At 72.1% G+C, this 24,905-nt stretch carries 22 protein-coding genes; 12 read left to right on the forward strand and 10 right to left on the reverse strand.

Annotation, left to right across the window (positions count from 1 at the left end; all coding sequences use genetic code 11):
• Positions 1-270: 270 nt before the first annotated feature.
• Genes BZB76_RS19075 through BZB76_RS19085 form a run of 3 tightly spaced genes read left to right on the forward strand, consistent with a single transcriptional unit; the run spans position 271 to position 3,828 of the window.
• A complete protein-coding gene (locus tag BZB76_RS19075) occupies positions 271-1,833 on the forward strand; it encodes a sugar ABC transporter ATP-binding protein (RefSeq protein WP_121435758.1) in 1,563 nt (520 codons plus the stop codon).
• Positions 1,830-2,834 (forward strand): ABC transporter permease, encoded by a 1,005-nt coding sequence (locus tag BZB76_RS19080; RefSeq protein ID WP_121435759.1) that lies wholly within the window; start codon positions 1,830-1,832, stop codon positions 2,832-2,834. Before BZB76_RS19075 ends, BZB76_RS19080 begins: the two co-directional genes overlap by 4 nt.
• A gap of 43 nt (positions 2,835-2,877) precedes the next feature.
• Positions 2,878-3,828 carry a sugar ABC transporter substrate-binding protein gene (locus tag BZB76_RS19085; RefSeq protein ID WP_170180679.1) on the forward strand — a complete coding sequence of 317 codons (951 nt, stop codon included), beginning with the start codon at positions 2,878-2,880 and terminating at the stop codon, positions 3,826-3,828.
• Here the strand turns inward: BZB76_RS19085 and BZB76_RS19090 are convergent.
• Together BZB76_RS19090 and dacB are read right to left on the reverse strand one after the other, a co-directional pair.
• Entirely contained in the window at positions 3,813-4,805 is a 993-nt protein-coding gene (locus BZB76_RS19090; protein WP_121435761.1) for a TIGR01777 family oxidoreductase, read from the reverse strand. The two genes, BZB76_RS19085 and BZB76_RS19090, sit on opposite strands and share 16 nt — an antisense overlap.
• Before the next feature lie 94 nt (positions 4,806-4,899).
• The gene (gene dacB / locus BZB76_RS19095) at positions 4,900-6,354 is read right to left on the reverse strand and encodes a D-alanyl-D-alanine carboxypeptidase/D-alanyl-D-alanine endopeptidase (protein WP_170180680.1); all 1,455 of its coding nucleotides are present in this window, start codon (positions 6,352-6,354) and stop codon (positions 4,900-4,902) included.
• Between the two features lie 76 nt (positions 6,355-6,430).
• On the opposite strand from dacB, the gene BZB76_RS19100 reads away from it, so the two are divergent.
• A complete protein-coding gene (locus tag BZB76_RS19100) occupies positions 6,431-7,297 on the forward strand; it encodes a universal stress protein (RefSeq protein ID WP_121435763.1) in 867 nt (288 codons plus the stop codon).
• Between the two features lie 31 nt (positions 7,298-7,328).
• Here BZB76_RS19100 and BZB76_RS19105 read toward each other — a convergent pair whose 3' ends face one another.
• Both BZB76_RS19105 and BZB76_RS19110 read right to left on the reverse strand, forming a co-directional pair.
• Entirely contained in the window at positions 7,329-8,180 is an 852-nt protein-coding gene (locus BZB76_RS19105; protein ID WP_121435764.1) for an SAM-dependent methyltransferase, read from the reverse strand.
• 60 nt (positions 8,181-8,240) lie between these two features.
• Positions 8,241-8,843 (reverse strand): TetR/AcrR family transcriptional regulator, encoded by a 603-nt coding sequence (locus BZB76_RS19110; RefSeq protein ID WP_121435765.1) that lies wholly within the window; start codon positions 8,841-8,843, stop codon positions 8,241-8,243.
• A gap of 136 nt (positions 8,844-8,979) precedes the next feature.
• Here BZB76_RS19110 and BZB76_RS19115 point away from each other — a divergent pair, with 136 nt between their 5' ends.
• Positions 8,980-9,372 carry an STAS domain-containing protein gene (locus tag BZB76_RS19115; protein WP_147449473.1) on the forward strand — a complete coding sequence of 131 codons (393 nt, stop codon included), beginning with the start codon at positions 8,980-8,982 and terminating at the stop codon, positions 9,370-9,372.
• A gap of 37 nt (positions 9,373-9,409) precedes the next feature.
• Here the strand turns inward: BZB76_RS19115 and dmpG are convergent, their stop codons facing one another.
• From dmpG to BZB76_RS19130, 3 genes are read right to left on the reverse strand one after another with little or no spacing between them, the layout of a single operon-like run.
• Entirely contained in the window at positions 9,410-10,438 is a 1,029-nt protein-coding gene (gene dmpG, locus BZB76_RS19120; protein WP_121435767.1) for a 4-hydroxy-2-oxovalerate aldolase, read from the reverse strand.
• Positions 10,435-11,331: an acetaldehyde dehydrogenase (acetylating) gene (locus BZB76_RS19125; protein WP_121435768.1), complete on the reverse strand. Its 897-nt coding sequence runs from the start codon at positions 11,329-11,331 to the stop codon at positions 10,435-10,437. The genes dmpG and BZB76_RS19125 overlap by 4 nt, the downstream gene beginning before the upstream one ends.
• The gene (locus BZB76_RS19130; protein WP_121435769.1) at positions 11,328-12,125 is read right to left on the reverse strand and encodes a 2-keto-4-pentenoate hydratase; all 798 of its coding nucleotides are present in this window, start codon (positions 12,123-12,125) and stop codon (positions 11,328-11,330) included. The genes BZB76_RS19125 and BZB76_RS19130 overlap by 4 nt, the downstream gene beginning before the upstream one ends.
• Before the next feature lie 92 nt (positions 12,126-12,217).
• Between BZB76_RS19130 and BZB76_RS19135 the strand changes: the two genes are divergently transcribed.
• Entirely contained in the window at positions 12,218-12,949 is a 732-nt protein-coding gene (locus BZB76_RS19135) for an IclR family transcriptional regulator (RefSeq protein ID WP_121435770.1), read from the forward strand.
• Positions 12,950-13,060: 111 nt separating this feature from the next.
• Here the strand turns inward: BZB76_RS19135 and BZB76_RS19140 are convergent, their stop codons facing one another.
• The 3 genes from BZB76_RS19140 to BZB76_RS19150 all read right to left on the reverse strand — a co-directional run bounded on the left by BZB76_RS19140 (position 13,061) and on the right by BZB76_RS19150 (position 19,175).
• Positions 13,061-15,205: a chitinase C-terminal domain-containing protein gene (locus BZB76_RS19140; RefSeq protein ID WP_246007047.1), complete on the reverse strand. Its 2,145-nt coding sequence runs from the start codon at positions 15,203-15,205 to the stop codon at positions 13,061-13,063.
• Positions 15,206-15,429: 224 nt separating this feature from the next.
• Positions 15,430-18,210 (reverse strand): FAD-binding and (Fe-S)-binding domain-containing protein, encoded by a 2,781-nt coding sequence (locus BZB76_RS19145; protein WP_121436206.1) that lies wholly within the window; start codon positions 18,208-18,210, stop codon positions 15,430-15,432.
• Positions 18,211-18,323: 113 nt separating this feature from the next.
• Positions 18,324-19,175, reverse strand: coding sequence for a glutamate racemase (locus BZB76_RS19150; protein WP_337959759.1), 852 nt, complete (start codon positions 19,173-19,175; stop codon positions 18,324-18,326).
• Positions 19,176-19,377: 202 nt separating this feature from the next.
• Here BZB76_RS19150 and BZB76_RS19155 point away from each other — a divergent pair, with 202 nt between their 5' ends.
• The 6 genes from BZB76_RS19155 to BZB76_RS19180 all read left to right on the forward strand — a co-directional run bounded on the left by BZB76_RS19155 (position 19,378) and on the right by BZB76_RS19180 (position 24,889).
• On the forward strand, positions 19,378-20,283 hold the full coding sequence (locus BZB76_RS19155; protein ID WP_121435772.1) for an amidohydrolase family protein: 906 nt from the start codon (positions 19,378-19,380) through the stop codon (positions 20,281-20,283).
• A complete protein-coding gene (locus tag BZB76_RS19160; protein ID WP_121435773.1) occupies positions 20,280-21,029 on the forward strand; it encodes an RraA family protein in 750 nt (249 codons plus the stop codon). The genes BZB76_RS19155 and BZB76_RS19160 overlap by 4 nt, the downstream gene beginning before the upstream one ends.
• The gene (locus tag BZB76_RS19165; RefSeq protein WP_121435774.1) at positions 21,030-22,085 is read left to right on the forward strand and encodes an alcohol dehydrogenase catalytic domain-containing protein; all 1,056 of its coding nucleotides are present in this window, start codon (positions 21,030-21,032) and stop codon (positions 22,083-22,085) included.
• A 68-nt stretch (positions 22,086-22,153) separates the two neighbouring features.
• Positions 22,154-23,251, forward strand: a complete 1,098-nt coding sequence (locus BZB76_RS19170) for an ABC transporter substrate-binding protein (RefSeq protein WP_170180681.1) — start codon at positions 22,154-22,156, stop codon at positions 23,249-23,251.
• Between the two features lies 1 nt (position 23,252).
• Positions 23,253-24,056 (forward strand): ABC transporter ATP-binding protein, encoded by an 804-nt coding sequence (locus tag BZB76_RS19175; protein WP_121435776.1) that lies wholly within the window; start codon positions 23,253-23,255, stop codon positions 24,054-24,056.
• The gene (locus tag BZB76_RS19180; RefSeq protein WP_121435777.1) at positions 24,053-24,889 is read left to right on the forward strand and encodes an ABC transporter permease; all 837 of its coding nucleotides are present in this window, start codon (positions 24,053-24,055) and stop codon (positions 24,887-24,889) included. Before BZB76_RS19175 ends, BZB76_RS19180 begins: the two co-directional genes overlap by 4 nt.
• Positions 24,890-24,905 lie beyond the last annotated feature (16 nt).

Raw genomic sequence — 24,905 nt, forward strand, 5'->3', positions numbered from 1 at the left:
GTTCGATCGCGGTTCGATCGAGACCTTCCCGGTATGCCTGAGCGGGGCCGCGTGGAGGACGTTTAGGATGAGGCGGCGACGGCATCGCCGGAACCTGGGGGCGACGGCGCATGGGGCTGCGCACCTGGCCGATCGCCGTCGACACCGTTGGAGGACGGGCGCGCGTGTACGCATACCGGCCGATGCCCGGGGAGACGGCCGTCACGGAACCCGAGCGCACCCACGGTCCGATCCGGCGCTTAGCCGCCGACCGGGCGGGCGGTGCCTGACATGCGGGACGGGAACGCGGCCAAGGCCGCGCCGGTGTTGGAACTGCGCGGGGTCGGCAAGACGTTCGGCGGCGCCCGCGCCCTGACCGACGTCGACTTCACCCTGGCGGCCGGAGAGGTCCACGCCGTCGTGGGGCTGAACGGCGCGGGCAAGTCCACCCTCGTCGAAACGATGTGCGGCGCCCTCGTGCCCGACGGCGGCACCGTCCACATCGACGGGCGCCGCCACACCGCGCTGACCCCCCGGCGAGCGCACGCGGCCGGGGTGCGCATCGTCCACCAGAAACGCTCCCTGGTCCCCGGGCTGACCGTCGCCGAGAACCTGCTCCTCGGCCGCCTCCCCACCCGTTTCGGCGTGGTCGACTGGCGGCGCGCGCACCGGACGGCGGCGGACGCCCTCGCCGACCTCGGCATCGAGATCGCCACCGACCGGACCGCCGCCGGGCTCGCCCCGGCCGAGCGGACCCTGGTCGAGATCGCCCGCGAGGCGCACCTGGGCGGGCGCGCCCTCGTCCTGGACGAGCCGACCGCGTCGCTGGGCGGCGCCGACGCCGCGCGCGTCCACCGGCTGGTGCGCGCCCTGCGCTCCCGCGGCACCGGCGTCGTCTACATCTCGCACGACCTCGACGAGGTCCTCGACCTCGCCGACCGGATCACGGTCCTGCGGGACGGCCACCGGATCGTCACCGTCGCCGCCGCGGACGCCGACCTTCCCGCCCTGATCGGCGCCATGGTCGGTGACCGCCTCGTCCACGAGACCGACACCCGCGACGGTCGGGAGGCCGACGTTCGGGCGGAAGGTGGTCGGGCGGAAGGTGGTCGGGCGCGCGTCGCCGGCGAGCCGGTGTTGGAACTCAGCGGGCTCAGCGCGGGGCGCCTGCGCGAGTTCGACCTGAAGGTGCACGGCGGGCAGGTCACCGCGGTGGTCGGGCCCGTCGGTGACGGCCAGTCCGAACTGTTCCCGCTGCTCAGCGGGCTGCGGCGGGCGGAGGCCGGGCGGGTGCGGGTGAACGGCAGGGACGTGCCGTCCGGGGACGTCGGCGCGGCGCTGGGCGCGGGGCTGCGCTGTGTCACCGGTGACCGGCTCGCCTACGGGCTCGTCCCGGAGTTGACCGTCGACGAGAACCTCGACCTGGTCCACCGCGGGCTCCGCCGCCCCCGGCTGGTGCGGTGGCGCGAACTGCGTGAGCGCGCGCGGGCCGCGCGGGACCGGTACGGCGTCACCGCCGTCCACGCGGACCCGCCCGTCGCCGCCCTGTCCGGCGGCAACCAGCAGAAGACGTTGCTCGCCGCGTGGCTCGACACCGACATGACGGCGTGCTTACTGGAGGAGCCCACGGGCGGCGTCGACGTCGCGGCGAAGGCCGACATCCACCGGATCGTCGGCGGGCTGGCCGCGTCGGGGACGGCGGTGTTGCTCGCGTCGGGCGACGTCGACGAGGTCGTCGGGCTCGCCGACCGGGTCGTGGTCGTCCGGGCGGGCCGGACGGTCGCGGACCGGCCCATCGACCAGGTGACCCGCGACGAGCTGGTCGCGCTGACGGCCGGAGGACGGGCGGCATGAGCATCACCACTCTCCGCGGCCGTGTCGCCGTGACCCTCCCGGCCGGGTTGAACCGGCATCTGGGACTGCTCGCGGTGCTGCTGGTCATCGGCACCGTCACGGCGGTGAACAGCCCGGCGTTCCTCACCGGGACGAACATGCTCAACGTCTCGCAGCAGATCGCCGTCACCGCCGTGCTGGCCGCGGGCCTCACCCTGCTCATGACGGCGGGCGGCATCGACTTCTCGCTCGGCTCCATCGCTGCCGTGACCAGCGGCGCCGTCGCCCAACTGATCTCCGCGGGCGTGACCGACTGGGCGGCCGCGCTCGCGGGCGTCGCGGTCGGCGCGGCGATCGGCCTGGTGAACGGGTCCGTCGTGACGTTCTTCCGTGTCGCGCCGTTCGTCGCGACGCTCGCGACGTCCACCGTCCTCGGCGGCGTCGCACTGCTGATCATCGACGGGCAGAGCGTCTCCATCGGCGACCATCTGGAGATGCTCGGGTTCGGCGAGGTGCTCGGCGCCGTCCCCGCGCTGGTCGTGCTCGCCTCGCTGGTCTGCCTGGCCGCCTGGCTGGCCATGCGCTGGACGGCGTTCGGCCGCAACGCCTTCGCCATCGGCGGCAACGAGAACGCGGCACGGCTCGCGGGCATCCCGGTGGCACGCACCAAACTGCTGCTCTACACGCTGAGCGGCCTGCTCGCCGGGCTCGGCGGCGTGATGCTCGTGTCCCGGCTCGGCGCGGCGAGCCCCGGCACCGGCGGGCTGCAACTGGAGTTGACCGTCGTCGCCGCGGTCGTGATCGGCGGCACCGCGCTGCACGGCGGGAGCGGAACCGTCGCCGGCACCGTGCTCGGCGTCGTCCTGCTCGGCGTCGTCGCCAACTCCCTCAACCTTCTCCAGGTGGACGCGCACTACCAGGACATCGCGGTCGGCGGTGTCCTGCTGATCGCGGCCGTCACCAACCGGCTTCGCGGCGGTGACCGCGGAACAACCCCATTACACGCCCCCGGAAGGGACTGAAAGGATCGTCATGGCCGTCACTTCACGCAGGTGCCTCCGTTCGGTGGCATCGGGCCTCGCGCTCGCCGTCTCCCTCGGTCTCGCCGTCGGATGCTCGGTGAACGAGGGCGGGAAGGAGGCCGCCGCCGTCCCGTCCGGCAAGAAGATCACGATCGGCTTCGTCAACGGCAACAGCATCCAGTTCCACACGTGCCTGCAGAAGGCGCTGCTGGCCCGCGCGGCGAAGCGGGACGTCGAGGTCCTGACCGCGAACTCCGCCGCGGACCCGAACAAGGAGCTGTCCAACATCGACGACATGATCGCCAAGAAGGTCGATGTGATCGTCGTGCAGACCGTGAACGTCGACTCCCTGCGCGGCGGTGTCGCCCGCGCCAACCGGGCCGGCATCCCGATCTTCCTCACCGGGGTCGCCTCCGGAGTCGACCGGTCGAAGATCCTCGGCGCGGTCGTCGCCGACGTGACGCAGGTCGGACGGTCGCTCGGCGAGTGGGTGGCCAAGGACACCGGCGGCCGGCCCGCCAGGGTCGCGATCATCGGGGGCGCTCCCGGCGGCGCCGCCGAACTCATGACCGCCGCGTTCAAGAAGAGCATGGGCCCCGGGGCGAAGATCGTGTTCGAACAGCCCGCCTTCTGGCAGCGCGCGAAGGCGCAGGACGTGGCGGAGAACCTTCTCCAGGCCGAACCGGACGTCCAGTACGTCCTCGTCCACAACGAGGACATGGCCTTCGGCGTCGAGGCGGCTTTCCGCGCCGCCCGGCGCGACGGCGTCAAGATCCTCACGAACGGCGGCACGGACGAGGGCATCGAGGCGGTCAAGGCCGGCCGGTTCGCCGTCACGGTCAGCAACACGCCGCGGGACATCGGGGAGATGGCCGTGGAGAGCGTCGTCGGGCTGCTCCGCAAGGACGCGTCCGCCAAGAAGATCGACAACGTGCCCCAGGTGGTCGTGACCCGGGAGAACACGACCGCGGCACGGCCCTACTGCGTCGCCTGACCGTCCGACGGCCTCGTCCGCCGCGCGCGACGCGGCGGTCTCCGGCGCACGCGGCGGACGAGGTCGCGGGCCGCGTCCGGCCATTCGGGATGGTCGAAGTCGAAGCCCGAGTCGAGGAGGCGGCCCGGGACGACGCGGCGGCTCTTCAGCAGCAGCTCGGTGTCCGAGCGCATGGCGAGCGCCCCGAGTTCCGCCATCCATGCCGTCGCGGGCAGGCCCACGGGAACGCCCCACGCGGTCCGCAGCGCGCGCATGAACGCGCGCTGCGGAAGCGGGTCGGGGGAGGCGAGGTTCACCGGGCCCGCGAGGTCGTCGCGGTCGATCAGGAACTCGACGGCGCGGACGAGATCGCGGTCGTGGATCCAGGACACGTACTGGGCGCCGCCCGCGACCGGGCCGCCGAGACCGAGCCGCGCGAGACCCAGCAGGACGTCGAAGACGCCGCCGCGGTCGGGGCTCATCACCATGGCGGAGCGCAGGGCGACCTTGCGGGTGGACGGCGTCGCGGCGTGTTCCTGCGCCCGCTCCCACGCCTTGGCGATCTCGACGCTGTAGGACCAGTAGCGGGGGACGTCGCGCTCCGTGCCGCCGATCACGCCGGTCGCCTCGTCGTTGGGGGCGTCGAACCGGTGGGCGTAGATCGTGGCGGTGCTCATCTGCAGCCAGACGCCGGGAGGCCGCGCGGCGGCGGCGATGGCCTCGCCGACGACCCGGGTGGAACGGACGCGCGACTCCATCATGTCCGTCAGGGTGGCCGGTGTGTAACGGCAGCTCACGCTGCGTCCGGCCAGATTGATCACGACGTCGGAGCCGTCGATCGTCTCCGTCCACGGGCCCGGGGTCTCGCCGTCCCAGGCGACCTCGTGCTCGCGGGACGGTCTCCTGGTCAGGACCACGACGTCATGGCCGGCGGCGGTCAGGGCCCGGCGCAGGATCGTGCCCACCTGCCCGGTGCCTCCGGGAATCACCATCTTCATCGGCTGCCCCTCGATGTCGCCGACGAGCCTAGCGCAGCGCTGAACGCGTTCAAAAGCGGGGTGCGTTCACCTCGGGTCGGGCGGTCGGTGTTCGTCAGGGCGTGTCGGTGGCGAGCCGCACCGCGATCGCGTCCTCGACGTCCTTCGGGGCACGTCCGGTGTAGCCGTTGAAGACGCTGGAGAAGACCAGCGTTCGGCCGTCGCGGCGGGTGACGTAGCCGGACAGGGCGGTGACGCCGGTCAGCGTGCCGGTCTTGGCGTGGACGTTGCCCGCCGCCGCGGTGCCGACCATCCGGTTCGCGAGCGTCCCGCCCATGAGCCGACCGGATCGTCCGGCGATCGGCAGGGAGGCGTACCAGGCCGGGAACCACGTCTGCCGCCGCGCGTTCCGCAACAGGGTGGCGAGCTGCGCGGCCGTCGTGCGGTTCGACCGGGCGAGGCCCGAGCCGTCCGTCATGGTCACGCGGGCGGGGTCCACGCCGAGACGTCGCAGGTGGGCGGCGACGGCGGGCAGCCCGGCCGCCCAGGTGCCCCGCCCGTGCACCTTCCGGCCGATCGCCTTGACCAGGGTCTCGGCGATGACGTTGTTGCTCAGCTTCATGAACGGCGCGGCGAGCCGGGACAGCGGCATCGACGTCCGTGCCGCGACCGTCGTGGCGTCCACGGGCGTCCGGCCGCGTTCGGTCGTCCCCGCCACGCGGACGCCGTGGGCCCGCAGCGCCCGGCGGAACACGTCGGCGGCGTACAGCGCGGGGTCCTCCACCGTCCGCAGGAACTCCTTGGCGGGCGCGCCCACCGGATGCGAGCCGGTGACCACGATGATGTCGGAGCCGTTGCCGCGGTTCACCGCGACCGTGGACCGCGACCCGGCCGGGCCCGTGGTGGCCCTGTTGTCGACCTTCACCGCGCCGGTGGCCGGGGTCAGCGTGACCTCGACCGGTTCGCCCGTACCGGCGGCGGTCACCGAGAGGGCGACCGAGCCCGCGTCGTGGTCGGCGTTGGGGGAGACGGTCAGCGCGGAGATCCGCCCCGCGTAGGCGTACTGGAGGTCCTCGGGGTCCCAGTCGCGCCGGACGAGCCCGCCGCCGAACCAGGTGTCGTCGGCGACGAGGTCGCCCTCGACGGCGCTGATCCCCTTGGCCGCGACGGCGGCCGCGAGCCGGTCGTAGTCGGCGGCGCGCATGGTGGTGTCGCCGGTGCCCGTGAGGTAGAGGTTGCCGCCCTTGACGCTCACCGTCGTCCGGAACCGGTATCCGGCGCCGAGGATGCCGAACGCCGCGGCGGACGTGTACAGCTTGTTGTTCGACGCGGGCATGAGCGGCGTGTCGCCGCCCCGGTCGTACAGGATCCGGCCGGACGCGGCGTCGCGGACGACGACGCCGACGCTCGCGCCGGCGAGGCGTTCGTCCCGCAGCACGGCGTCCAGATCCCGGGCCAGGCGGCCGCTGTCCGGGCCACTGCCGTCCAGGTCGGCGAGGGCGGGGACGGCGCCGCCGGCGACCAGACCCGCGCCGAGCAGAAGGACCGCCCCGACGCGACGGATGACCATGACACGGGAGCCTAGGCCGGGGGCCCTTCCTGAACGGGCGTTCGACGCGCAGACTTTACAGAAGGAGGGCAGGCACATGGACGAAGGAGAAAGGACGCAACGACCGCACGTCCTGTTCGGTTTCGACGGGACGGCGGAGAACGAGCCCGCGTTGCGCTGGGCCGTGGGGGAGGCCCGGTGCCGCGGACTCGACCTGGTGATGCTGCACTGCTGGCACTGGCCCTACGCCAGCGGCCATGTGGACCGCGACGCCGAGGCGATCATGAAACGGGCGGGGGAGAACCTGCTGGAGCAGGGCGTCCACCGGGCCCGGGAACTGGGCGCGCCGGGCGCCGTGCACGGGCGTCTGACGCGCGGACCCGCGGCGCGGGCCCTGTTGCGCGCGTCCACGACGGCGGAGCTGGTCGTGATGGGCGCGCACGAGTGGCTGGACGAGGGCGCGACGGCCCTGGAGGTTCCGGCGCGGGCCACCCGGCCGGTGGTGGTCGTCCGTCCCGTCGACGGGGCGTCCCGGCCGCGGGGGCCGGTCGTGGTGGGCGTCGACGGGAGCGCGCGCAGCGACGCGGTGCTCGGCTTCGCCTTCGCGGAGGCGGCCCTGCGGGGCTGGGAGCTGCAGGTCGTGTACGGATGCTGGGAGCCCGGCGCCGTGATCGACTCGGAGTTGGCGCTGTTCAACGACCGGGAACTGCTGGAGAAGACCCGCGCCGCCGAGTTGGAGGAGGCCGTCGGACCGTGGCGGGACCGCCATCCGACGGTCGACATGACGGTGTCGCTGCTGCTGGAGCGCCCGTGCGAGGCGCTGCAGGACGCGGTGGAGCATGCCGGTCTGCTGGTGCTCGGCGACCGCGGAACCGGCCTGGACCCGCTCGGCGCGACCAGCACCGGGATGCTGCGCAGCGCGCCGTGCCCGGTCGCGATCGTCCCGTGCGGCGAGGCCGGGTGACGACCGCCCGACGCCGTCGGGGGCGGGAGCGCTAGGGCTTGCGGAGGACGCCGCCGTACTCGTTCATGGCGCGTCCGAGGCTCGACCCGTTCGCGTACGGCATCAGTTCGGCGGGGACGGGCGCGAGCGGCGGCTGGTCCGGGTCGGGACGCCAGTCGCCGACGTCGACCAGCCCCGGCTCGACGGGCTCCAGCCCCGCCGGGAGGAGCGCGTCGACCTCGGCGCGGTCGCGGGTCTGCCAGCGCAGGCCCGCGGCGGTCGAGCGGGCGTCCATGTCGGCGGCGCGCTCGCGGTCGGAACAGACGATCTGCGTGAACGCCAGGTGACTGCCGGGGACCGCGCGCTCGATGACGGTGCGCAGCACGCCGCGCGGGTCGTCGGCGTCGACCAGGTGATGGCCGACGGACAGGAACAGCACGGCGAGCGGCTCGTCGAAGTCGATGAGCCGCCGCACGTCCGGGTGTTCGAGGAGGGCCTCCTGGTCGCGCATGTCGGCGGTGATCACGACGGTGGAGCCGTCACCGGCCAGCAGCGCGCGGGCGTGCACGAGCACGATCGGGTCGATGTCGACGTAGACGACGCGCGCGTCGGGCGCGAACCGCCGCGCGACCTGGTGGACGTTGTCGTCGGCCGGCAGCCCGCATCCCATGTCGAGGAACTGCCGGATGCCGGCGTCCCGGGCCAGGTACCGGACGGCCCGGTACAGGAACAGCCGGTTCTGCCGGGCGACGTCGATCATCTCGGGGAACGCCGGCAGGTTCTTCAGCATGAACCGCCGGTCGACCTCGAAGTTGTCCTTGCTGCCCAGAGCCCACCCGTAGATGCGGGCGGGCGTCGGCACGTCGTAGGGGATATCGACAGGGACGTCCTCGTTTGCGGCCACAGCATCTCAGGCTAGCGCCTATGCCGCGTTCCACCGGCCGAAGCCGCAAGAAGAAAACGATCATGGTTTGCCGACGAGCGCGGCGGTGGCGTCCAGGGCGGGGCCGGCCGACAGCGCCGGATCGAGGATCAGCTGGAGCATCAGACCGTCCAGCAACGCCATGACCAGCATGGCGGTGCCCTCGCGGCGTTCGGCGGGCCATTCCGGGCACAGCTCCGCCAGCCGTCCGGCGACCCGCCCGCGCACGGCGCGTGTCCAGTCCCGGCGCTCGGCGCCCATCCGCGGATCGCGCAGCGCCCGCACCAGCAACTCCGCCGCCAGCCTCAGCCGGCGCTCCCCGGCGACCATGTCCGGGACGAGATCGCGCAGCGCCCGTACGGCGGTCGGGGGGTCGGGCGCGGCGAGCAGCGCCTCCACCACCGGGTCGACGATCATCTCGCCGGCGCGCTGCGCCACCGCCACATGCAGCCCCGGCAGCCCGTTGAAGTAGTGGTGCAGCAGCCCCGGCCTGATGCGGGCCCGGTCGGCGACGGCCCGCGCCGTGATCGCCGACCAGCCGCCCTCGGCGAGCAGATCGAGACCGATCCGCACCAACTGGTCGCGGCGCGCCCGTCCGCGAGGAGTCGACGCGCTGCGCACGCCGGACGGATCCTCGTCGGTCATGTCGCCAAGCTATCCCAACGCTTGCACCGTGCAAAGATCACCCACACGGAGTTCGTGCCGTGTGCGAGGATGATCCCCCCGAAAAAGACGGAGCCTTCCCAGTGAACGGCGCGCTGGTCCCGCCCGGAGGCCTGAGGTGAGCGACGACGCGGCACCCCATGCGGCACCCGTCCCGCCCATGTCGATCGACATGACGATCGAGCGCGGCTGCATCGTGGTCCGGCTCGGCGGACATCTCGTCGTCGGCAACGTCCCCCGCCTCAACCGCTGGCTGGACCGCATCGGCAGGCTGGAGGGCCGCGTGCTGGTCGCGATGGACCTGCACGGGGTCGTGGGCTGCGACTGCGCCGGCGTCGACGCGCTCGTCGACGGCGCGGGCCGCATCAGGAAGGCCGGCGGGCTCCTCATCGCCGCGCACTATCCCGACGCGTGCGAGGCGTTCGCCGGACGCGCCGCCGCCGAGGTCGTCCTGGAGACCCGCGCCACCGTCGACGAGGCCATCGCCGAGCTGCACGCCCGGCACTTCTAGCGTGTCCGGCGTTCGCGACCCGGCGCGGGCCGGGACGTCACGAGGCGCGGTCGCGTTCGGCGACGAGCTGCAACGCCACGTCGATGATCATGTCCTCCTGACCGCCGACATAGCCGGCCTCGCCGACCCGCTGCAGGATCTCGTGCGCCGGGACGTCGTAGCGTTCGGCGGCCCGCTCCGCGTGCAGCAGGAAGCTGGAGTACACGCCCGCGTACCCCTGCGTGATCGCGCCGCGGTCCGCGAACGGCAGCCGGTGCAGGAACGGCTTGACCACCTCGTCGGCGGCGGCCATCACGCCCTGCACGTCCACGCCGGTCGAGACCCCGAGCCGCTCGAACGTCGGCACGAGCACCTCGGTCGGCGAGTTGCCCGCGCCCGCCCCCAGCGCGCACAGCGCCCCGTCGATCTGCAGGGCGCCGTTCTGCTGCGCGAGGACGGAGTTGGCGACGCCGAGCGACAGGTTCTGGTGGCCGTGGAAACCGACCTGTGCCTCGTGCCCGATCTCCTTCACCAGCGCGCTGATCCGCTCCTGCGCCTCGCCGAGGACGAGCGCTCCGGCCGAGTCGACGACGTAGACGCACTGGGCGCCGCCGTCCACCATGATCCGCGCCTGGCGCGCCAGCTCGTCCGGGCCGACGCGGTGCGACAGCATCAGGAACCCGACGGTCTCCATGCCGAGGTCGCGGGCGGCGGCGAAATGCTGGAGCGACACGTCCGCCTCGGTGCAGTGCGTCGCGATCCGCGCGACGGACGCGCCGGCGTCGTGCGCCAGCTTCAGGTCCTCGACCGTGCCGAGGCCCGGCAGCAGCAGCACGGCGATCCTCGCGCGGGTGGCCTCGTCCACGGCGGCGGCGACGAGCTTGACGTCGTCCTCCAGCGAGAACCCGTAGTTGAACGACGAGCCGCCGAGCCCGTCGCCGTGGGTGACCTCGATGACCTCCACCCCGGCGGAGTCCAGCGCGTGCACGACCCCGCGGACCTGCTCCTCGGTGAAGCGGTGCGCCATCGCGTGGCTGCCGTCCCGCAGCGTGGAGTCGGTGATCCTGATCTTCTGGTTCTCGCTCATGAGGTGACCTTCCTGCGCGCGAGCTGCTCACCGACGCGGGCGGCGGCCGCGGTCATGATGTCGAGGTTCCCCGCCCACGGCGGCAGATGGTCGCCGTTGCCGCGGACCTCCAGGAACACGGCGACGCGCGCCATCCCGTTCCAGATGTCGCGGGGCCCGTCGAACTGCGGCTCGGCCCGCAGCGTGTAACCGGGCACGTAGTTCTGGACCTCGGCGACCATCTTCTCGACCGACTCGGTGATCGCCGTCGCGTCGGAGTCCGCGGGGATCGCGCAGAACACCGTGTCCCGCATGATCATCGGCGGGGTGACCGGGTTCAGGATGATGATCGCCTTGCCGCGTTCCGCGCCGCCGACCCGCTCGATGGCACGGGCCGTGGTCTGCGTGAACTCGTCGATGTTGGCGCGGGTGCCGGGCCCGGCGGACCGGGACGCGATCGACGCGACGATCTCCGCGTACGGCACCGGGACGATCGACGACACCGCGTGCACGATCGGGATCGTCGCCTGCCCGCCACACGTGATCATGTTGAGGTTGGGGGCGTCCGACAGCGTGTCCAGGTTCACCGGCGGGCACACCAGCGGCCCCGTCGCGGCGGGCGTCAGGTCGATCGCGGTGATCCCGGCCTCGGCGTAGCGCGGCGCGTTCGCCAGATGCGCCTTCGCGGACGTCGCCTCGAACACCAGGTCGGGGAGCGTCGGCTGGGACAGCAGCCAGTCCACGCCCTCCGCCGACGCCCGGACGCCGAGTTCGCGCGCCCGTTCCAGGCCGTCGGACTCCGGAACGACCCCGACCATCGAATGGACGTCGATCAGGTCGCTGCGCATCAGCTTCACCAGCAGGTCGGTACCGATGTTGCCCGGCCCGACGATCGCGGCGGTCAGCCTGCTCATGCCCGTTCCTCCTTTCCGAATCTCGCGGTGACGGTGCCGATCCCGCCGAACGTCGCGGTCAGCGTCTCCCCGGGTGTGACGGGGACGGCCGCGGTGACCGAGCCGGGCAGCACCACATGCCCCGCCTCCAGCGTCACGCCGCGCTCGCCGAGGACGTTCGCCAGCCAGACCAGGGCGTTGATCGGCGACCCGAGCACGGCCCCGCCCGCGCCGGTGTCGACCAGGTCGCCGTCGCGGTGCAGCAGGCAGCCCATCAGCGACAGGTCGAGCCCGTCCAGCCGGACCGGCCGGGTGCCGAGCACGACCCCGCCGCTGGAGGCGTTGTCCGCGATCGTGTCCGGCAGGGTGATCTTCCAGTCGGCGATGCGGGAGTCGATGACCTCCAGCGCCGGCAGCACGTACTCGACGGCGGCGACCGCGTCGGCGGCGGTCGCGCCCGGCCCGGCCAGCGGACGGCCCAGCACGAACGCGATCTCCGGTTCGATCCGCGGCTGCAGGAACCGGCCGGTGTCGATCGGGGCGCTGTCCTGGAAGAACATCGAGTCCAGCAGGACGCCGAAGTCCGGCTGGTCCACGCCCAACTGGCGCTGCATCGCGGCCGACGTCAGCCCCACCTTGTGGCCTTTGATCCGCGCGCCCGCGGCGGTCCACGACTCGACCTGCGCGAGCTGGACCGCGTACGCGTCGGCCACCGACATGTCCGGATGGTCGGTCGTCGGCGGCGGGATGGGCGTGCGGGTCGCGTACGCGCCGAGCAGCGCGTCCGCGGCCTTCTCCACGGAACCCGGATCCATGGGGCGTCCTCTCGTAGGTGGCACCGATGAGCCTCGCCGGTCCGGGTGGACGCGGGCAACGCGGGCGTCCCGCGAGGTGGGACACTGCCCTCATGACGACGTTCCTTGACCGGGTCGTCGCCGTACTGACCGCGTTCCGCGCGGACGACGACGGCCTCGGCGCCGCCGAGCTCGCCCGCCGCAGCGGCCTGCCGAAGTCGACCGCGCACCGGATCGCGCTCGACCTGGTGGACGCCGGGCTGCTGGAGAGGCGGGGCGAGCGGGTGCGGCTCGGCCTGAAACTGTTCGAGATCGGGCAGCGGGTGCCGCGCCAGCGGGTGCTGCGCGACGCCGCCGTCCCGTACATGTCCGACCTGCGGGAGGCGACCCGGCAGACCGTGCATCTGGCGGTGCTGGAGGGCCGCGAGGTGGTCTACGTGGAGATCCTCGGATCGTCGGGCGGGCCGCGGCTGCCGTCGCAGGTCGGCGGGCGGCTGCCCGCGCACGTGACCGGGGTCGGCAAGGCGATCCTGGCGTACTCGCCGCCGGAGGTGGTGAAGTCCGTCCTCCAGGCCGACCTCGTCAAGACCAGCGAGCGGAGCGTCACCGCGCCGGGGCTGCTGGCGAAGGAGCTGGAGCGGATCCGGCACGAGGGCGTCGCCTACGACCGGGAGGAGTCGGGGCGGGGCATCGTCTGCGCGGCCAGCCCCGTCCTCGGCCCGGACGGTCTGGCGCTCGGCGCGCTGTCGGTGTCGGGCTGGTCCACGAAACTGCGGCCGTCCGTGGTCGCGCCCGCGGTGCACACCGCCGCGCTCACCCTGTCCCGCACGCTGGGCGTCGAGTAGGTCGTCGAGTAGGTCCGGGCGTCGGGCGGCGAACGGACGCGCGGGGCGGATGCCGTTCCCGGCATCCGCCCCGCTTACGTGCTGGACCTACTACGTGCCGGACCTAGCGGCTCAACGTGAGCCGGTCTTCGGGTAGTCGTGCTTCAGCGCGTAGGTCTTGCCTCCGAAGGTGAGGGTGAAGTTGGACGGTGTCGCGATGGGGAGCTGGTAGCTCAGCGCGACGGTGGCGGAGCTTCCGTTGGCGATGCTCGACCAGCTCGGCACCGTGAGGGTGGCCTTGTGGAAGTCGCCCTTCAGACCGCCGGTGTTGTTGCCGGTGTGTCCTGCCTGGACCTGGAGGGTCCAGCCGGTCTGCTGGGTCATGGTGGAGGGCGCGGAGGTGCCGTAGTCGAACTTGAAGACGGCGCCGCCCGGGATGGTCTGCCCGGAGTTGTTGGTGATCTTCATCTTCGGCGTGATCGGGTAGTTGCGATCGCCGACCGGGAAGTCGACCAGTTCCACCTTGACGTCGAGGACGTCGCCGGGCACCGCCTTGTCGGACTTGAGGTTCCCGTAGGGGCCCGCGTTCTTGAGCTTGTCGTGGATCGTGTTGATCAGGGTCTTGCCCATGAAGTACTCGCCCTTGCCGTCGTTGCGGGACGGGTCCCAGGCGTAGTCGCCGGCGAGCTCCCAGATCATGATTCCGCCGATGCCCTTGTCGGCCACCCACTGTGCCTTGGCGGCGAGCGACTCCTCGTCCTCGGTGGACAGGAACACGCCCTCCTGGCTGTTCCACAGCCACGGCGCCTTCATGGTGCTGCTGTAGTTGCGGGTGTAGGTGCCGACGAGCCGGTCGTCGGGGTCATTGGCCGGGTCGAGGCCGTAGGCGCCGATGTAGCTGCCGGAGATTCCCTTTTCGAGGTTCTTGGCGTGCCACATCGGGTTGCTGCCCGAGGCCATTTCCTTGCCGTTCTCATCAAGGTCGTGCCAGAGGTTGTCGATGCCGATGCCTCCGTCGCCGCACGGCGTCGTGGAGCCCACGTCACCCGCGGTGCCCTTGGGGCACTTCTTCTGGTCGGGGAGCGCGGACTTGCCCCACAACCCGTTCGTGCCGCCCTTCACCTTCTGCCAGCCACGGGTGTAGAAGGGCACACCGATGTTGATCCGGCCCGCCTGCATCGCGCCGCGGAAGTAGTGGTAGGCCCAGTCGGTGTTCAGGTACCCGATGCCGTAGGTGCTGTAGACGCTGCCTTCCTGGAGTTCGTTGTCCTTGCCGTCGTCGAACAGGGCGGCGTTCGGACCGACGAAGTGGTTCCAGGTTCCGTGCAGGTCGTAGGTCATCATGTTGGCGTAGTCCAGGTACGGGACGACCTGGTAGCTGTCGTGCCCGCGCAGGATCCAGCCGGAGGCCGACACGGCCGCGGTCAGCATGTAGTACTTGCCGTCGGCGGCGCTCGCCGCGTCGAGCTTCTCGCGCAGCGTCTTCATCAGCGCCACGTACCCGGCCATCAGCTTGGCGCGGCGCGGGTTGGAGAAGGTGAAGTCGTCGGGGTGCCCGGCGTACTGCATCGAGGTGGCGTACTCGTAGTCGATGTCGGCGCCGTTGAAACCGTACTTGCGCAGGAACTCGACGACGGAGTCGGCGAAGGTGTTGATGCTCGCCTGGCTGTCGGTCATCTTGTAGAAACCGCCGGAGGCGATGCGCTTACCGGTGTCGTCGATGTAGCCGCCGGACTCCGCCCAGCCGCCGATGGAGATCAGCGTCTTGACGTTCGGGTGCTGCTTCTTGAACTTGTTGAGCAGGTTGAAGTGCCCCTTGTACGGGAACGCGGGGTCCATTTCCGCGCCCTTCACGTCCGGCCATTCCATTCCCGTCGCCGGGTTGGTGGGCAGATCGCCGCCGACCGAGACCTTGTTCTGCTCGTTGACGTGCGCGAAGGCGTAGTTGATGTGGGTGACCTTGTCCCACGGGATGTCGTTGGCGAGGTAGCGCGGGGTGTTGTTCGCCCCGGTCCGCCAGCTGGTGAAGTATCCGATGGCGCGACGCGGATGGTCGGCGCCCATCTTCTCTCGACCGGCCTCGTCGTAGATCTCGCAGTACGGCGGTGTGACGCCGGGCGTCTGGTACAGCCCGTCGGGGCGACAGTCCGCGTTGGCCGAGGCGGAACTCGGAGTCGAACTGGCGGAGGGCGGTACGGCGACGGCGAGGCCGAGCATCAGCAGAAGCGCGGCACATCCGGTGAGGATCGCCCGGAGTGGGGAGCGGCTTGCGGCCACGGCAATCCTGTCCCTTCAATTATTAGGAAACTATACTAATTATTTGGACCATAACCGCACTTCAAACCCATAGGCAAGCATTGAAATTTAACGCCGTCTTACAGAATGAACCGCCCCAGCCAGGGGGCCAGACCAGTGAAAGGGCACTGTGAAGGAACGTTTCGCGCTCGAACGATCACGGAGGGAGACGGGAATCGTGGTGCGGGTGGGTCCGGGCGCGGTCGTCACCCGGGGAGGTGGCGCGCCAGGAGCTGCGCGAGATGCTCGCCGTCGCGTCCCGCGAGGTCGCGCAGTTGGGTGCGGCAGCTGAACCCGTCGGCGAGGACGACCCCGTCCGGTCCGCTCTCGCGGACGGCGGGGAGCAGGTTCTGCTCGGCGACCGCGACCGACACGTCGTGGTGCCCCTTCTCGACGCCGAAGTTCCCGGCGAGCCCGCAGCAGTTCCCGACCCGGTCGACGTCGGCCCCCGCCCGCCTGAGCAGCGCGGCGTCCTTCGTCCAGCCCATGACGGCGTGGTGGTGGCAGTGCGGCTGCGCGACTCCGGTGACCGTGGACAGGTCGGGCGGCGTCCAGTCGTCCGTCTCGTCGAGCAGTTCGGCGAGCGTGCGGGTCGCGGCGGCCACCTCGCGGGCGGCGGCGGCGTCCACCCCCCGGAGCAGTTCCTCGGCGTCCGAGCGCAGCACGCCCGTGCACGACGGCTCCATCCCCACGACCTTGGCGCCGCGGCGGACGTGGGGGAGCAGCGCGCGGACGGTGCGCCGGGCCTGGGCGCGGGCGCCGTCGAGCTGCCCGGTCGAGATCCACGTGATCCCACAGCACACCGGGCGTTCGGTGACGAGGACGCGATAACCCGCGTGCTCCAGGACCCGGACGGTCGCCCGGCCGACCTCGGGGGAGAAGGCGTCGGTGAAACTGTCGACGAACAACACCACGTCGCCGTTGCGTCCGTCCGGGCTGTGATGGGACGCGAACCAGCGGCGGAACGGCACCGGCGCGAACGCGGGCAGGGCACGGCGGCGGTCGACGCCCGCGCTCCACGCGACCAGCGGCCGCAGCGCGGACGACCGCAGCGCCGCGTTCACGACCCTGATCGCGGGGGGCGCCTTCGCGGCGAGCCGCGTCCACCGGGGCAGCCACCCCAGCGCGTAGTGGGAGCGCGGACGGATCTTCCGCCGGTACCGCCGGTGCAGCGCCTCGGCCTTGTAGGACGCCATGTCGATGCCCGTGGGGCAGTCGGACGCGCAGCCCTTGCAGGACAGGCACAGGTCGAGCACGTCGTGCAGGGCTTGCGACGTCCAGCCGTCCGGCCCGAGGTTCCCGCTGACGACCTCCTGCAGCACGCGGGCCCGCCCGCGCGTGGAGTCCTTCTCCTCCCGTGTCGCCAGGTAGGACGGGCACATCACACCGCCCGCGCCCGTGTTGTCGGCGCGGCATTTGCCGATGCCCGTACAGCGGTGCACGGCCCGGGAGAGGTCGCCGCGGTCGTCCCGGTACGCCAGCGCCAGGCCCTGTTTCAGCGGCACGGTCCGCGCCGGGCGCAGATCGGCGTCCACCGGCGCCGGACGTACGATGACCCCCGGGTTGAGCAGGTCGTCGGGGTCGAACACGTTTTTGACGGCCGCGCACAGCGCCAGCGCCTCGGCCGAGTACATGTGCGGCAGCAACTCGCTGCGGGCGCGGCCGTCGCCGTGCTCGCCCGACATGGTGCCGCCGTGCCGGGCCGCCAGCGTCGCCGCCTCGGTGAGGAACCCCCGGAAGACCCGGGCGCCGTCGGCCCGGCCGAATGGGAAGTCGATCCGGACGTGGACGCAGCCGTCGCCGAAGTGCCCGTACGGGACGCCGAACAGACCGTGGCCCGCCAGCAGTGCCTCCAGTTCCCGCAGGTAGGGGCCGAGCCGCTCCGGCGGGACGGCGGAGTCCTCCCAGCCGGCGTGGGCCTGCTCGCCGTCCGGGGTCCGCGCGACGAGGCCGGAGCCGTCCTCCCGGATCCGCCACAGCGCGTCGGCGAGCGCCATGTCCTCGACCGGCATCGAGTCGAGGCACCCGGACTCCTTGACGATCCGCCGGGCGGTGGCGCGCAGCTCCTCGATCCGGGACCCGGCGAGTTCCACGAGCATCCAGCCGGACCCGCGCGGCAGCGGCGGAACCGCCTGCGGGCCGCGCCGCTCCCGCACGACCCCGGTGATCCGCGAGTCGAGCCCCTCGCAGGCGACGGGCCCGTACGGCAGGATCGCCGGGACGGCGTCGGCGGCGTCGGCCATCGACGCGTAGCCGAGGACGACCAGCAGCCGGCACGCGGGCTCGCGCACCATCCGCACCCGCGCCGCCAGTGTCAGCGCCAGCGTCCCCTCGCTGCCCGCAAGGGCGCGCGCGACGTCGAACCCGTTCTCGGGCAGCAGGTGTTCGAGGGAGTAGCCGGACACCTGCCGGCCGAACCGGCCGAACTCCGTCCGGACCAGCGCCAGATGCCCGTCGACGAGCCCCCGAAGCCGGTCGAGGGCCGCGCCCTCCGCGTTCCCCGCGCCCGCCCCGGCTCCCGCTCCGGGCATGTCGCCGAGCAGCAGCCGCTCCCCGGCGCCGGTGACGACGTCGAGACCGAGCACGTTGTCGCTGGTCCGCCCGTAGCCGAGCGCCCGCGACCCGCACGCGTTGTTGCCGATCATCCCGCCGAGCGTCGCCCGCGTCCGCGTCGACGGATCGGGCCCGAACCGCAGCCCGTGCGCCGCCGCCACCCGGTGCAGCCGTTCCTGGACGATCCCGGGCTCGACCAGCGCCGTCCCCGCGTCGGGGTCGATCTCCAGGACCCGATCGACATGCCTGCTGACGTCCACGACCACTCCGGGGCCGACCGCGTTGCCCGCGATGGACGTCCCGCCGCCCCGTATCGTCAGCGGCACCCGCGCGTCCCGGCACACCTCCAGTACCGCCGGAAGCTCGCCCGCGTCGCGCGGCGTCACCACGACCTTCGGTGGAACCCGGTACAGCGACGCGTCGGAGGAGTACATCGACCGGGCGAGCGCGGAGCCGTCGACCCCGCCGACCCCGGTCCGCCGCAGCGCGGCCACCAGCTCCCCGTGCTCGGGACGATCGGTCACGGTTCCAACCGTAGTCGGTGCCCCTAGGCCGGTTCCGACTCGTCGGCCCGCAGGCGGGGGAGCCGCAGTTCCAGGGTCGGCGTCAGGGTCGCCTCCGCCACGAGGGCCTCGCGGGGCACCCGGTCCGCGGCGGCCAGGGCACGGCCGACGGGGAAGGCGCGGGCGCTGTCGGGCAGGGGGCCCTCACGGCCGCTGAGGAGCACCTCGACCCGCCCGGCGGCGGCGTCCGGGTCGGTGGCCCGGGGCAGGCGTCGCAGTGTCTGGCGGGCGACCGCCTCGGCGCTGTCGTACAGCGCGGTCCCGGCGGGCAGCCGCCGCAGGATCTCCGGTGCGACCAGGGGGTAGTGGGTGCAGCCGAGGACCACGGCGTCGCAGTGGTGGGGGGTGCGCGCGGCCGCGTCGTCGATCGCCGCGGCGGCGGCGGTCATGTCGCCGTGGTCGATCGCCTCGGCCAGCCCGGGGCAGGCGACCCGCTCCACCGGTTTGCCGTTCGCGAACTCGGCGATCAGACGGGTCTGGTAGCTGCTGGCGGTGGTGCGGACGGTCGCCCACACCGCGATGCTCCGGCCCGCCGCGGCGGCCGGTTTCACGGCGGGAACGGTGCCGATCACCGGTGTCTCGGGCTCGAACTCCCGGCGCAGCTCGTCGATCGCGGTGACGGTGGCGGTGTTGCAGGGCACGACGATCGCCTCGGCGCCGCGCTTGACCGCCTCGCGGGCGGCGGCGAACAGCCGGTCGGTGATGAAGGACGTGCTCCGCGGCCCCCACGGCGCGCCGTCGGGGTCCATGAGCAGCACCAGATCGAGTTCCGGAGCCAGATGCCGCACCCAGCCGGCGGTGCAGAGAAGACCAAGCCCCGAATCGATCAATGCCACGGACACAGGGTCAAGTTATCAACCCCTCCGTCCCGGCGGGCGGCCCGGTCGTCCCGGTGTTCACGCGGCGTCTCGCGGCGATACCGCCCCTGGTTCACCTCTTGACCTGCTCTGCCCGGTCGTGCACACTCGCTTCAACCAGCGCACACTTGTTCGACGGACGAACCAGCTCCGTCGACATCCGTTCACCGAAACGAGCTCCATGACCCCCGCAGAGGCGACGCGGGGCGGCAGGAGGGTCGCCGCCCCACCCCATCCGAATCCGAGAGTTCCCGACCTGCGACTCCCGCCGCGAAGCTGCGACGCGCACTGCCATGTCTTCGGACCCGGACATGTCTTCCCCTACCCGGAAGACCGGGCGTACGACCCACCCGACGTCTCCAAGGACGATCTGCGCCGGCGCCATGACCTGCTGGGCCTGGACCGTGCCATCATCGTCCAGTCCGCGGCCCACGGGACCGACCACTCGGCGCTGCTGGACGCGCTGCGCACCTACCCCGACGCCTACCGGGGCGTGGCGCTGCTGACCCCGCGGACCACGCCCGCCGAGGTCGCCGAACTGCACGCGGCCGGGGTGCGCGGCGTGCGCGTGCAGTACATGCCGCATCTCGGGCCGGGGCCGACGCCCGACGAGCTGCGCGCCGTCCTCGACCTCGTCCGCCCGTACGCCTGGCATGTGGCCTTCCACATCGCGGGCGACGCGGTGGTCGACATGTTCGACACGCTCCGCTCCACGGGACTGCCCGCGGTGATCGACCACATGGCCCGCGTCGACCTCGCCACCGGGCTGGACGGCGACCAGGTCCGGGCGCTGCGCCGATTGCTCGACACCGGCGACGTGTGGGTCAAGCTCAGCGCGCTCGAACGGCTGTCGACCGAGGGCCCGCCGTACGAGGACGCCGTCGCGCTGGCCCGCCTGCTCGCCGCGCAGGCGCCCGAGCGGTGCGTGTGGGGCACCGACTTCCCCCACCCCAACGTGCCCGCGATGCCCGATGACGGGGTGCTGGTCGACCTGATCGAACGGATCGTGCCGGACGAGGCCGCCCGGCACCGCGTCCTCGTCGCCAACCCCGCCGGGCTGGCCGACTTCCCGGCGGAGCCCCGATGACCCGGCTGCATCCCCGAGGCACGGTCTTCACCCGGGCGCCGAGACCGTCGGAGGAGGTGCTGCGGGCCTACGACGAACTGGCGGTGGCGTCCGTCCACGAGGCGATGGGCCAGCGGAACCTGGTGCGCGGCGTCCGGCCGCTGGCGCCCGGCACCCGCGCGGTCGGCCGGGCCGTCACCGCGCTCGACCTGGCCGGCGGCAACCTCACCCTGCACGCGATGCTCGAGGTGGCCGGACCCGGCGACGTCCTGGTGTGGACGTCGCAGCACGGGCCGGTGGACTCGGCGGTGTGGGGCGCCAACGTCAGCGAGTCCGCCGCGGCGCGCGGGCTGGCGGGCGCGGTGATCGAGGGCCACGCCCGCGACATCGCCGACATCGAACGGGTCGGGTTCCCGCTGTGGGCGCTGGGCGTGACCCCGGCCGCGACCGGCAAGACCCGCGCGGGCTGGGGCAACGTCCCCGTGGTGTGCGGCGGCGCGTACGTGCGGCCGGGCGACCTCGTCGTCGCGGACGGCGACGGGGTCGCGGTCGTCCCGCTGGAGGACGCGGCGCGGGTCGCCGACGCCGCGGCCGCCCGGGACCTGCGGGAGACGACGACGCTCACGCCGCGCGTGCGCCGGGGCGAGTCGCTGTTCGCGGTGCGCGACTGGGCCGGCAACTTCCCCGCCGACGGCGGACGCTTCCTCGACACCGAATGGGATCAGGCCGGGCCGGAGCCCGGCGAGGAGAAACGGAACGGAGCGTAGATGAAGGCCGTCGTCGCCCAGGAGACCGGTCCGCCGAGCGTGATGACGTGGACGGACATGGAGCCGCCGCGACCCGCGCGTGACGAGTGCGTGGTGAGGGTCGAGGCGTGCGGGGCGTGCATGCACGAGGTGCTCGTCCGGCGCGGCGACCGGGTGCAGGGCACCGGTTTCCCGATCATTCCGGGTCACGAGGTCGTCGGCGAGGTGGTCGAAGTCGGCGCCGACGTCGTGGACTTCGCGGTCGGCGACCGGGTGGTGTCCAACCAGCGGCAGCGGGTGTGCGGCAAGTGCCGGGAGTGCCGGACGGGCCGCGAGACCCGCTGCCCGCGCAAGGTGTTCCTCGGCGACATCGGCCTGAACGGCGGCTACGCCGAGCTGGTGGCGGTGTCGGACGGCAGCCTGGTGAAGGTGCCGCCGGGCCTCACGTCCCCGGACGTCGCCGTCGCGTCCTGCGCCATCGGCACCGCCCTCAACGCGCTACGGGACGTCGCGCGGCTGGAGCTGGGGGAGACGGTGCTGGTCACCGGGGCGGGCGGCGGCATCGGGCTGCACGCCATCCAGCTCGCGAAGGCCTCGGGCGCCCGCGTGATCGCGCAGACCACCTCGCCCGGCAAGGTCGAGGCGGTCCGGGAGGCGGGCGCGGACGAGATCCTGCTCGTCGAGCGCGGCGCCGACTACGGCAAGGACGTCATGGACGTCACCGACGGTCGGGGCTGCGACATCGTGCTGGAGAACGTCGGCGCCGTGTCCTTCCTGTCCAGCGTCAATACCCTCGCCCTCCACGGACGCCTCGTCCTGATCGGAGAGGTGCAGCGGACACCGCCCGTGGTGGAGGCGGACCTGGTCGGATGGCGCGGCCGTGACATCTCGATCCTGTCGGCGGCCAGCACCACCAAACGGCAGCTCGAGGACGTGCTGACGCTGATGGACCGGGGCCTGGTGACCCCGGTGGTGACCGACACGCTTCCGATGTCGGAGGCGCCGCGTGCACACGAAGTTTTGGAGAGCGGCTCGGTGACCGGACGCATTCTTCTGGTCCCCGACACCGCCGGATGAGTCCCCGATGAACGCCGCATCAACTGGGAGGCAGGACCAGGATGGGACCTCGTAGATCGCGCTCTCTGATGTTCCGGGTCGTGGTGGGGGCGCTCGCGGTCGCGTTGGCGGCGACCGGATGCGGCGGCGACGGCGGCAATTCCCAGGAGGACGGCGAGAACCTGCGGACCGTGAAGGTCGCGCTGTCCATCAAGGCGATGAACTCCAGTTTCGCGGCCATTTCGGTGGCCCGCTACCTCGGCTACTTCAAGGAGGAGGGGCTCAAGGTCGAGACCACGTTCACGCCCGGCTCGACGCAGGCGATCCAGGCGGTGGCCGCCGGGCAGATGGACATGGCCGCGCCCGTCCCGCAGGCCCTGATCCCGGACGCGGTGAAGAACGACTCCGACCAGCGGATGTTCTTCAACTGGGCGCGGTCGCAGGTGGCCAGCTTCGCCGTGGAGGCCAACAGCCCCATCCGGAACTGGACCGACTTCAGGGGCAAGAAGATCGGCGCGCAGAGCCTGGGCAGCGGGACGATCCCGCTGGCCCAGGCGCTGCTGCGGGAACAGGGCATGGACCCGGACAAGGACGTCAAGTTCGTGTCGGTCGGGCTGGAGGCCGGGGCGTACCACGCGCTGCAGAGCAAGCGGGTGGACGCGCTGATGCTGTTCGACTCGCAGTACGCGGCGATGGAGAACCTCGGCGCCAAACTCCGCTATTTCAAGTCGTCGCTGTCCCAGCAGCTCTTCTCCACCGGGTTCTCCGCGAAACAGTCGTACATGAAGGCCAACCCGAAGGTGATCGAGGGATTCGGCCGGGCGATGGCGAAGGCGAACGTCTTCACCACCGCCAATCCGGAGGCCGCCATCAAGATGATGTACGAGATCTACCCCAAGACGAACATCCCCGGCGTGCCCGAAGACAAGAAGATGGAGGACAACAAACGGATCCTCGCGCTGCGCACCACGCACATCATCAGCGGTGACCCGGACGCGGGCAAGAACTGGGGTTCCTTCCCCGAGGAGGGCGTGAAGGCGTGGAGCGACTTCTCGGTCGCCACCAAGCTGACCCCCACCGCCTTCAAGGCCGAACAGTTCGTGACCAACGAGTTCGTGCCGGCGTTCAACGACTTCGACCCCCAGAAGATCAAGACCGCGGCGAAGAACTACAGGTTCGAGGGTTGAGATGACCACGACAGAGCACGCGGTGGAGCTGACCGGTCTGCGTCACGTGTTCGCCGGGCGTGGCCGGGGGCGGCGGGTCGTCCAGGACACCGAGGCGGTCAGGAACGTCGACCTCACCGTCCGGCCCGGCGAGTTCGTCAGCATCGTCGGCCCGAGCGGCTGCGGTAAGAGCACCATCCTGAAGATGATCGCCGGGCTGCTCCGTCCCACCCATGGCACGGTGCGGGTCTGGGGAGAGCCGGTCACCGGGCCGCGCCGCGACATCGGCATCGCGTTGCAGGACGCGACGCTGCTGCCCTGGCGGGACGTGATGTCCAACTGCCTGTTCCCCGTCGAACTGCACGGCAAGGTCACCGACGCGGCCCGCGAACGGGTGTCCGGGCTGCTGGAACGGGCCGGGCTCGCGGGCTTCGAGACGCGGCGACCCAAGGAGCTGTCCGGCGGGATGCGGCAGCGCGTCGCGATCTGCCGGGCCCTGGCCGACGACCCCCGGCTGCTGCTGCTCGACGAGCCGTTCGGCTCCCTGGACGCGCTGACCAGGGAGCAGATGAACATCGACCTGAACCGCATCTGGCGGGAGACGGAGAAGACCGCCGTCCTGATCACGCACGGCATCGACGAGGCGGTGCTGCTGTCCACCCGGGTGGTGATCCTCTCCGAGCGTCCCGGCACCGTCGTGGAGGTCGTCACCCCGCCGTTCCCCAGGGAGCGGACCAAGGAGCTGATGGCGACGCCGGAGTTCGCCGAGGTGTGCGGGCAGGTCCGGGACCGCCTGTTCGCCGCCGAGTCGAAGGTCGGCGGATGACCGCGCCGTCCGCCGACGCGCGTTCCGTCGCCCCGCCGCGCGTGGAGGGGCGCGCGGACGGGGCGGCGGGGCGCGGGGCCGCGGCGGTGCGCTGGGGCGGCCTGGTGGTGGTGACCGCCGCGCTGCTCGCCGCCTGGCAGATCCTGCCGTCCGGGGTGCAGGGCGACGGGAGTTCGGTGCCGAAGCTGGACGCGGTGCTGAAGGCGCTCGGCCCGTCCGGCGAGTGGGGCGAGTACCTGCGGGCGTTGCGCACGACGCTCGGCGAGGCGTTCTTCGGGCTGCTCATCGGCTTCGCGGCCGGGGTGGTGCTCGGGGTGCTGCTCGGTGAGTCCCGGATCCTGCGGCAGGGCTTCTACCCGTACGCGGTGGCGTTGCAGGCGCTGCCGCCGATCGCGCTGGCCCCGATCTTCGTGATCTGGTTCGGGCTCGGCATGGAGTCCAAGATCGGACTGGTCGGCGCGGCCACCCTGTTCCCCATCCTGGTGAGCACGATGGCGGGGGTCGCCGAGACCGACCGGGGCCGGATCGAGATGGCCACCGCGTTCGGCGCGTCCAGGTCACAGATCCGCCGCAAGATCGTTTTCCCTGGGCTGGTGGTGCCGATCTTCTCCGGGCTGGAGATCTCGGTGGTGCTGTCGTTCCTCGCCGCCATCGCCGGGGAGCTGATCAGCGCCAACGCCGGTGTCGGCGTGATCCTGCAGGTCTACCAGCGCGACTTCCGGCTGGCCGAGGAGTTCGCCGTGCTGGTGATCCTCGTCGCGGTCGGGCTGGCGCTCGCGCTGCTGGTGCGGCTCGCCCGGCACTTCGTCCTGGAGCGGATGCCCAATGAGTGAGGCCCGATGAGCGAGG

The organism is Actinomadura pelletieri DSM 43383 (genome assembly GCF_003634705.1).
Lineage (GTDB): Bacteria > Actinomycetota > Actinomycetes > Streptosporangiales > Streptosporangiaceae > Spirillospora > Spirillospora pelletieri.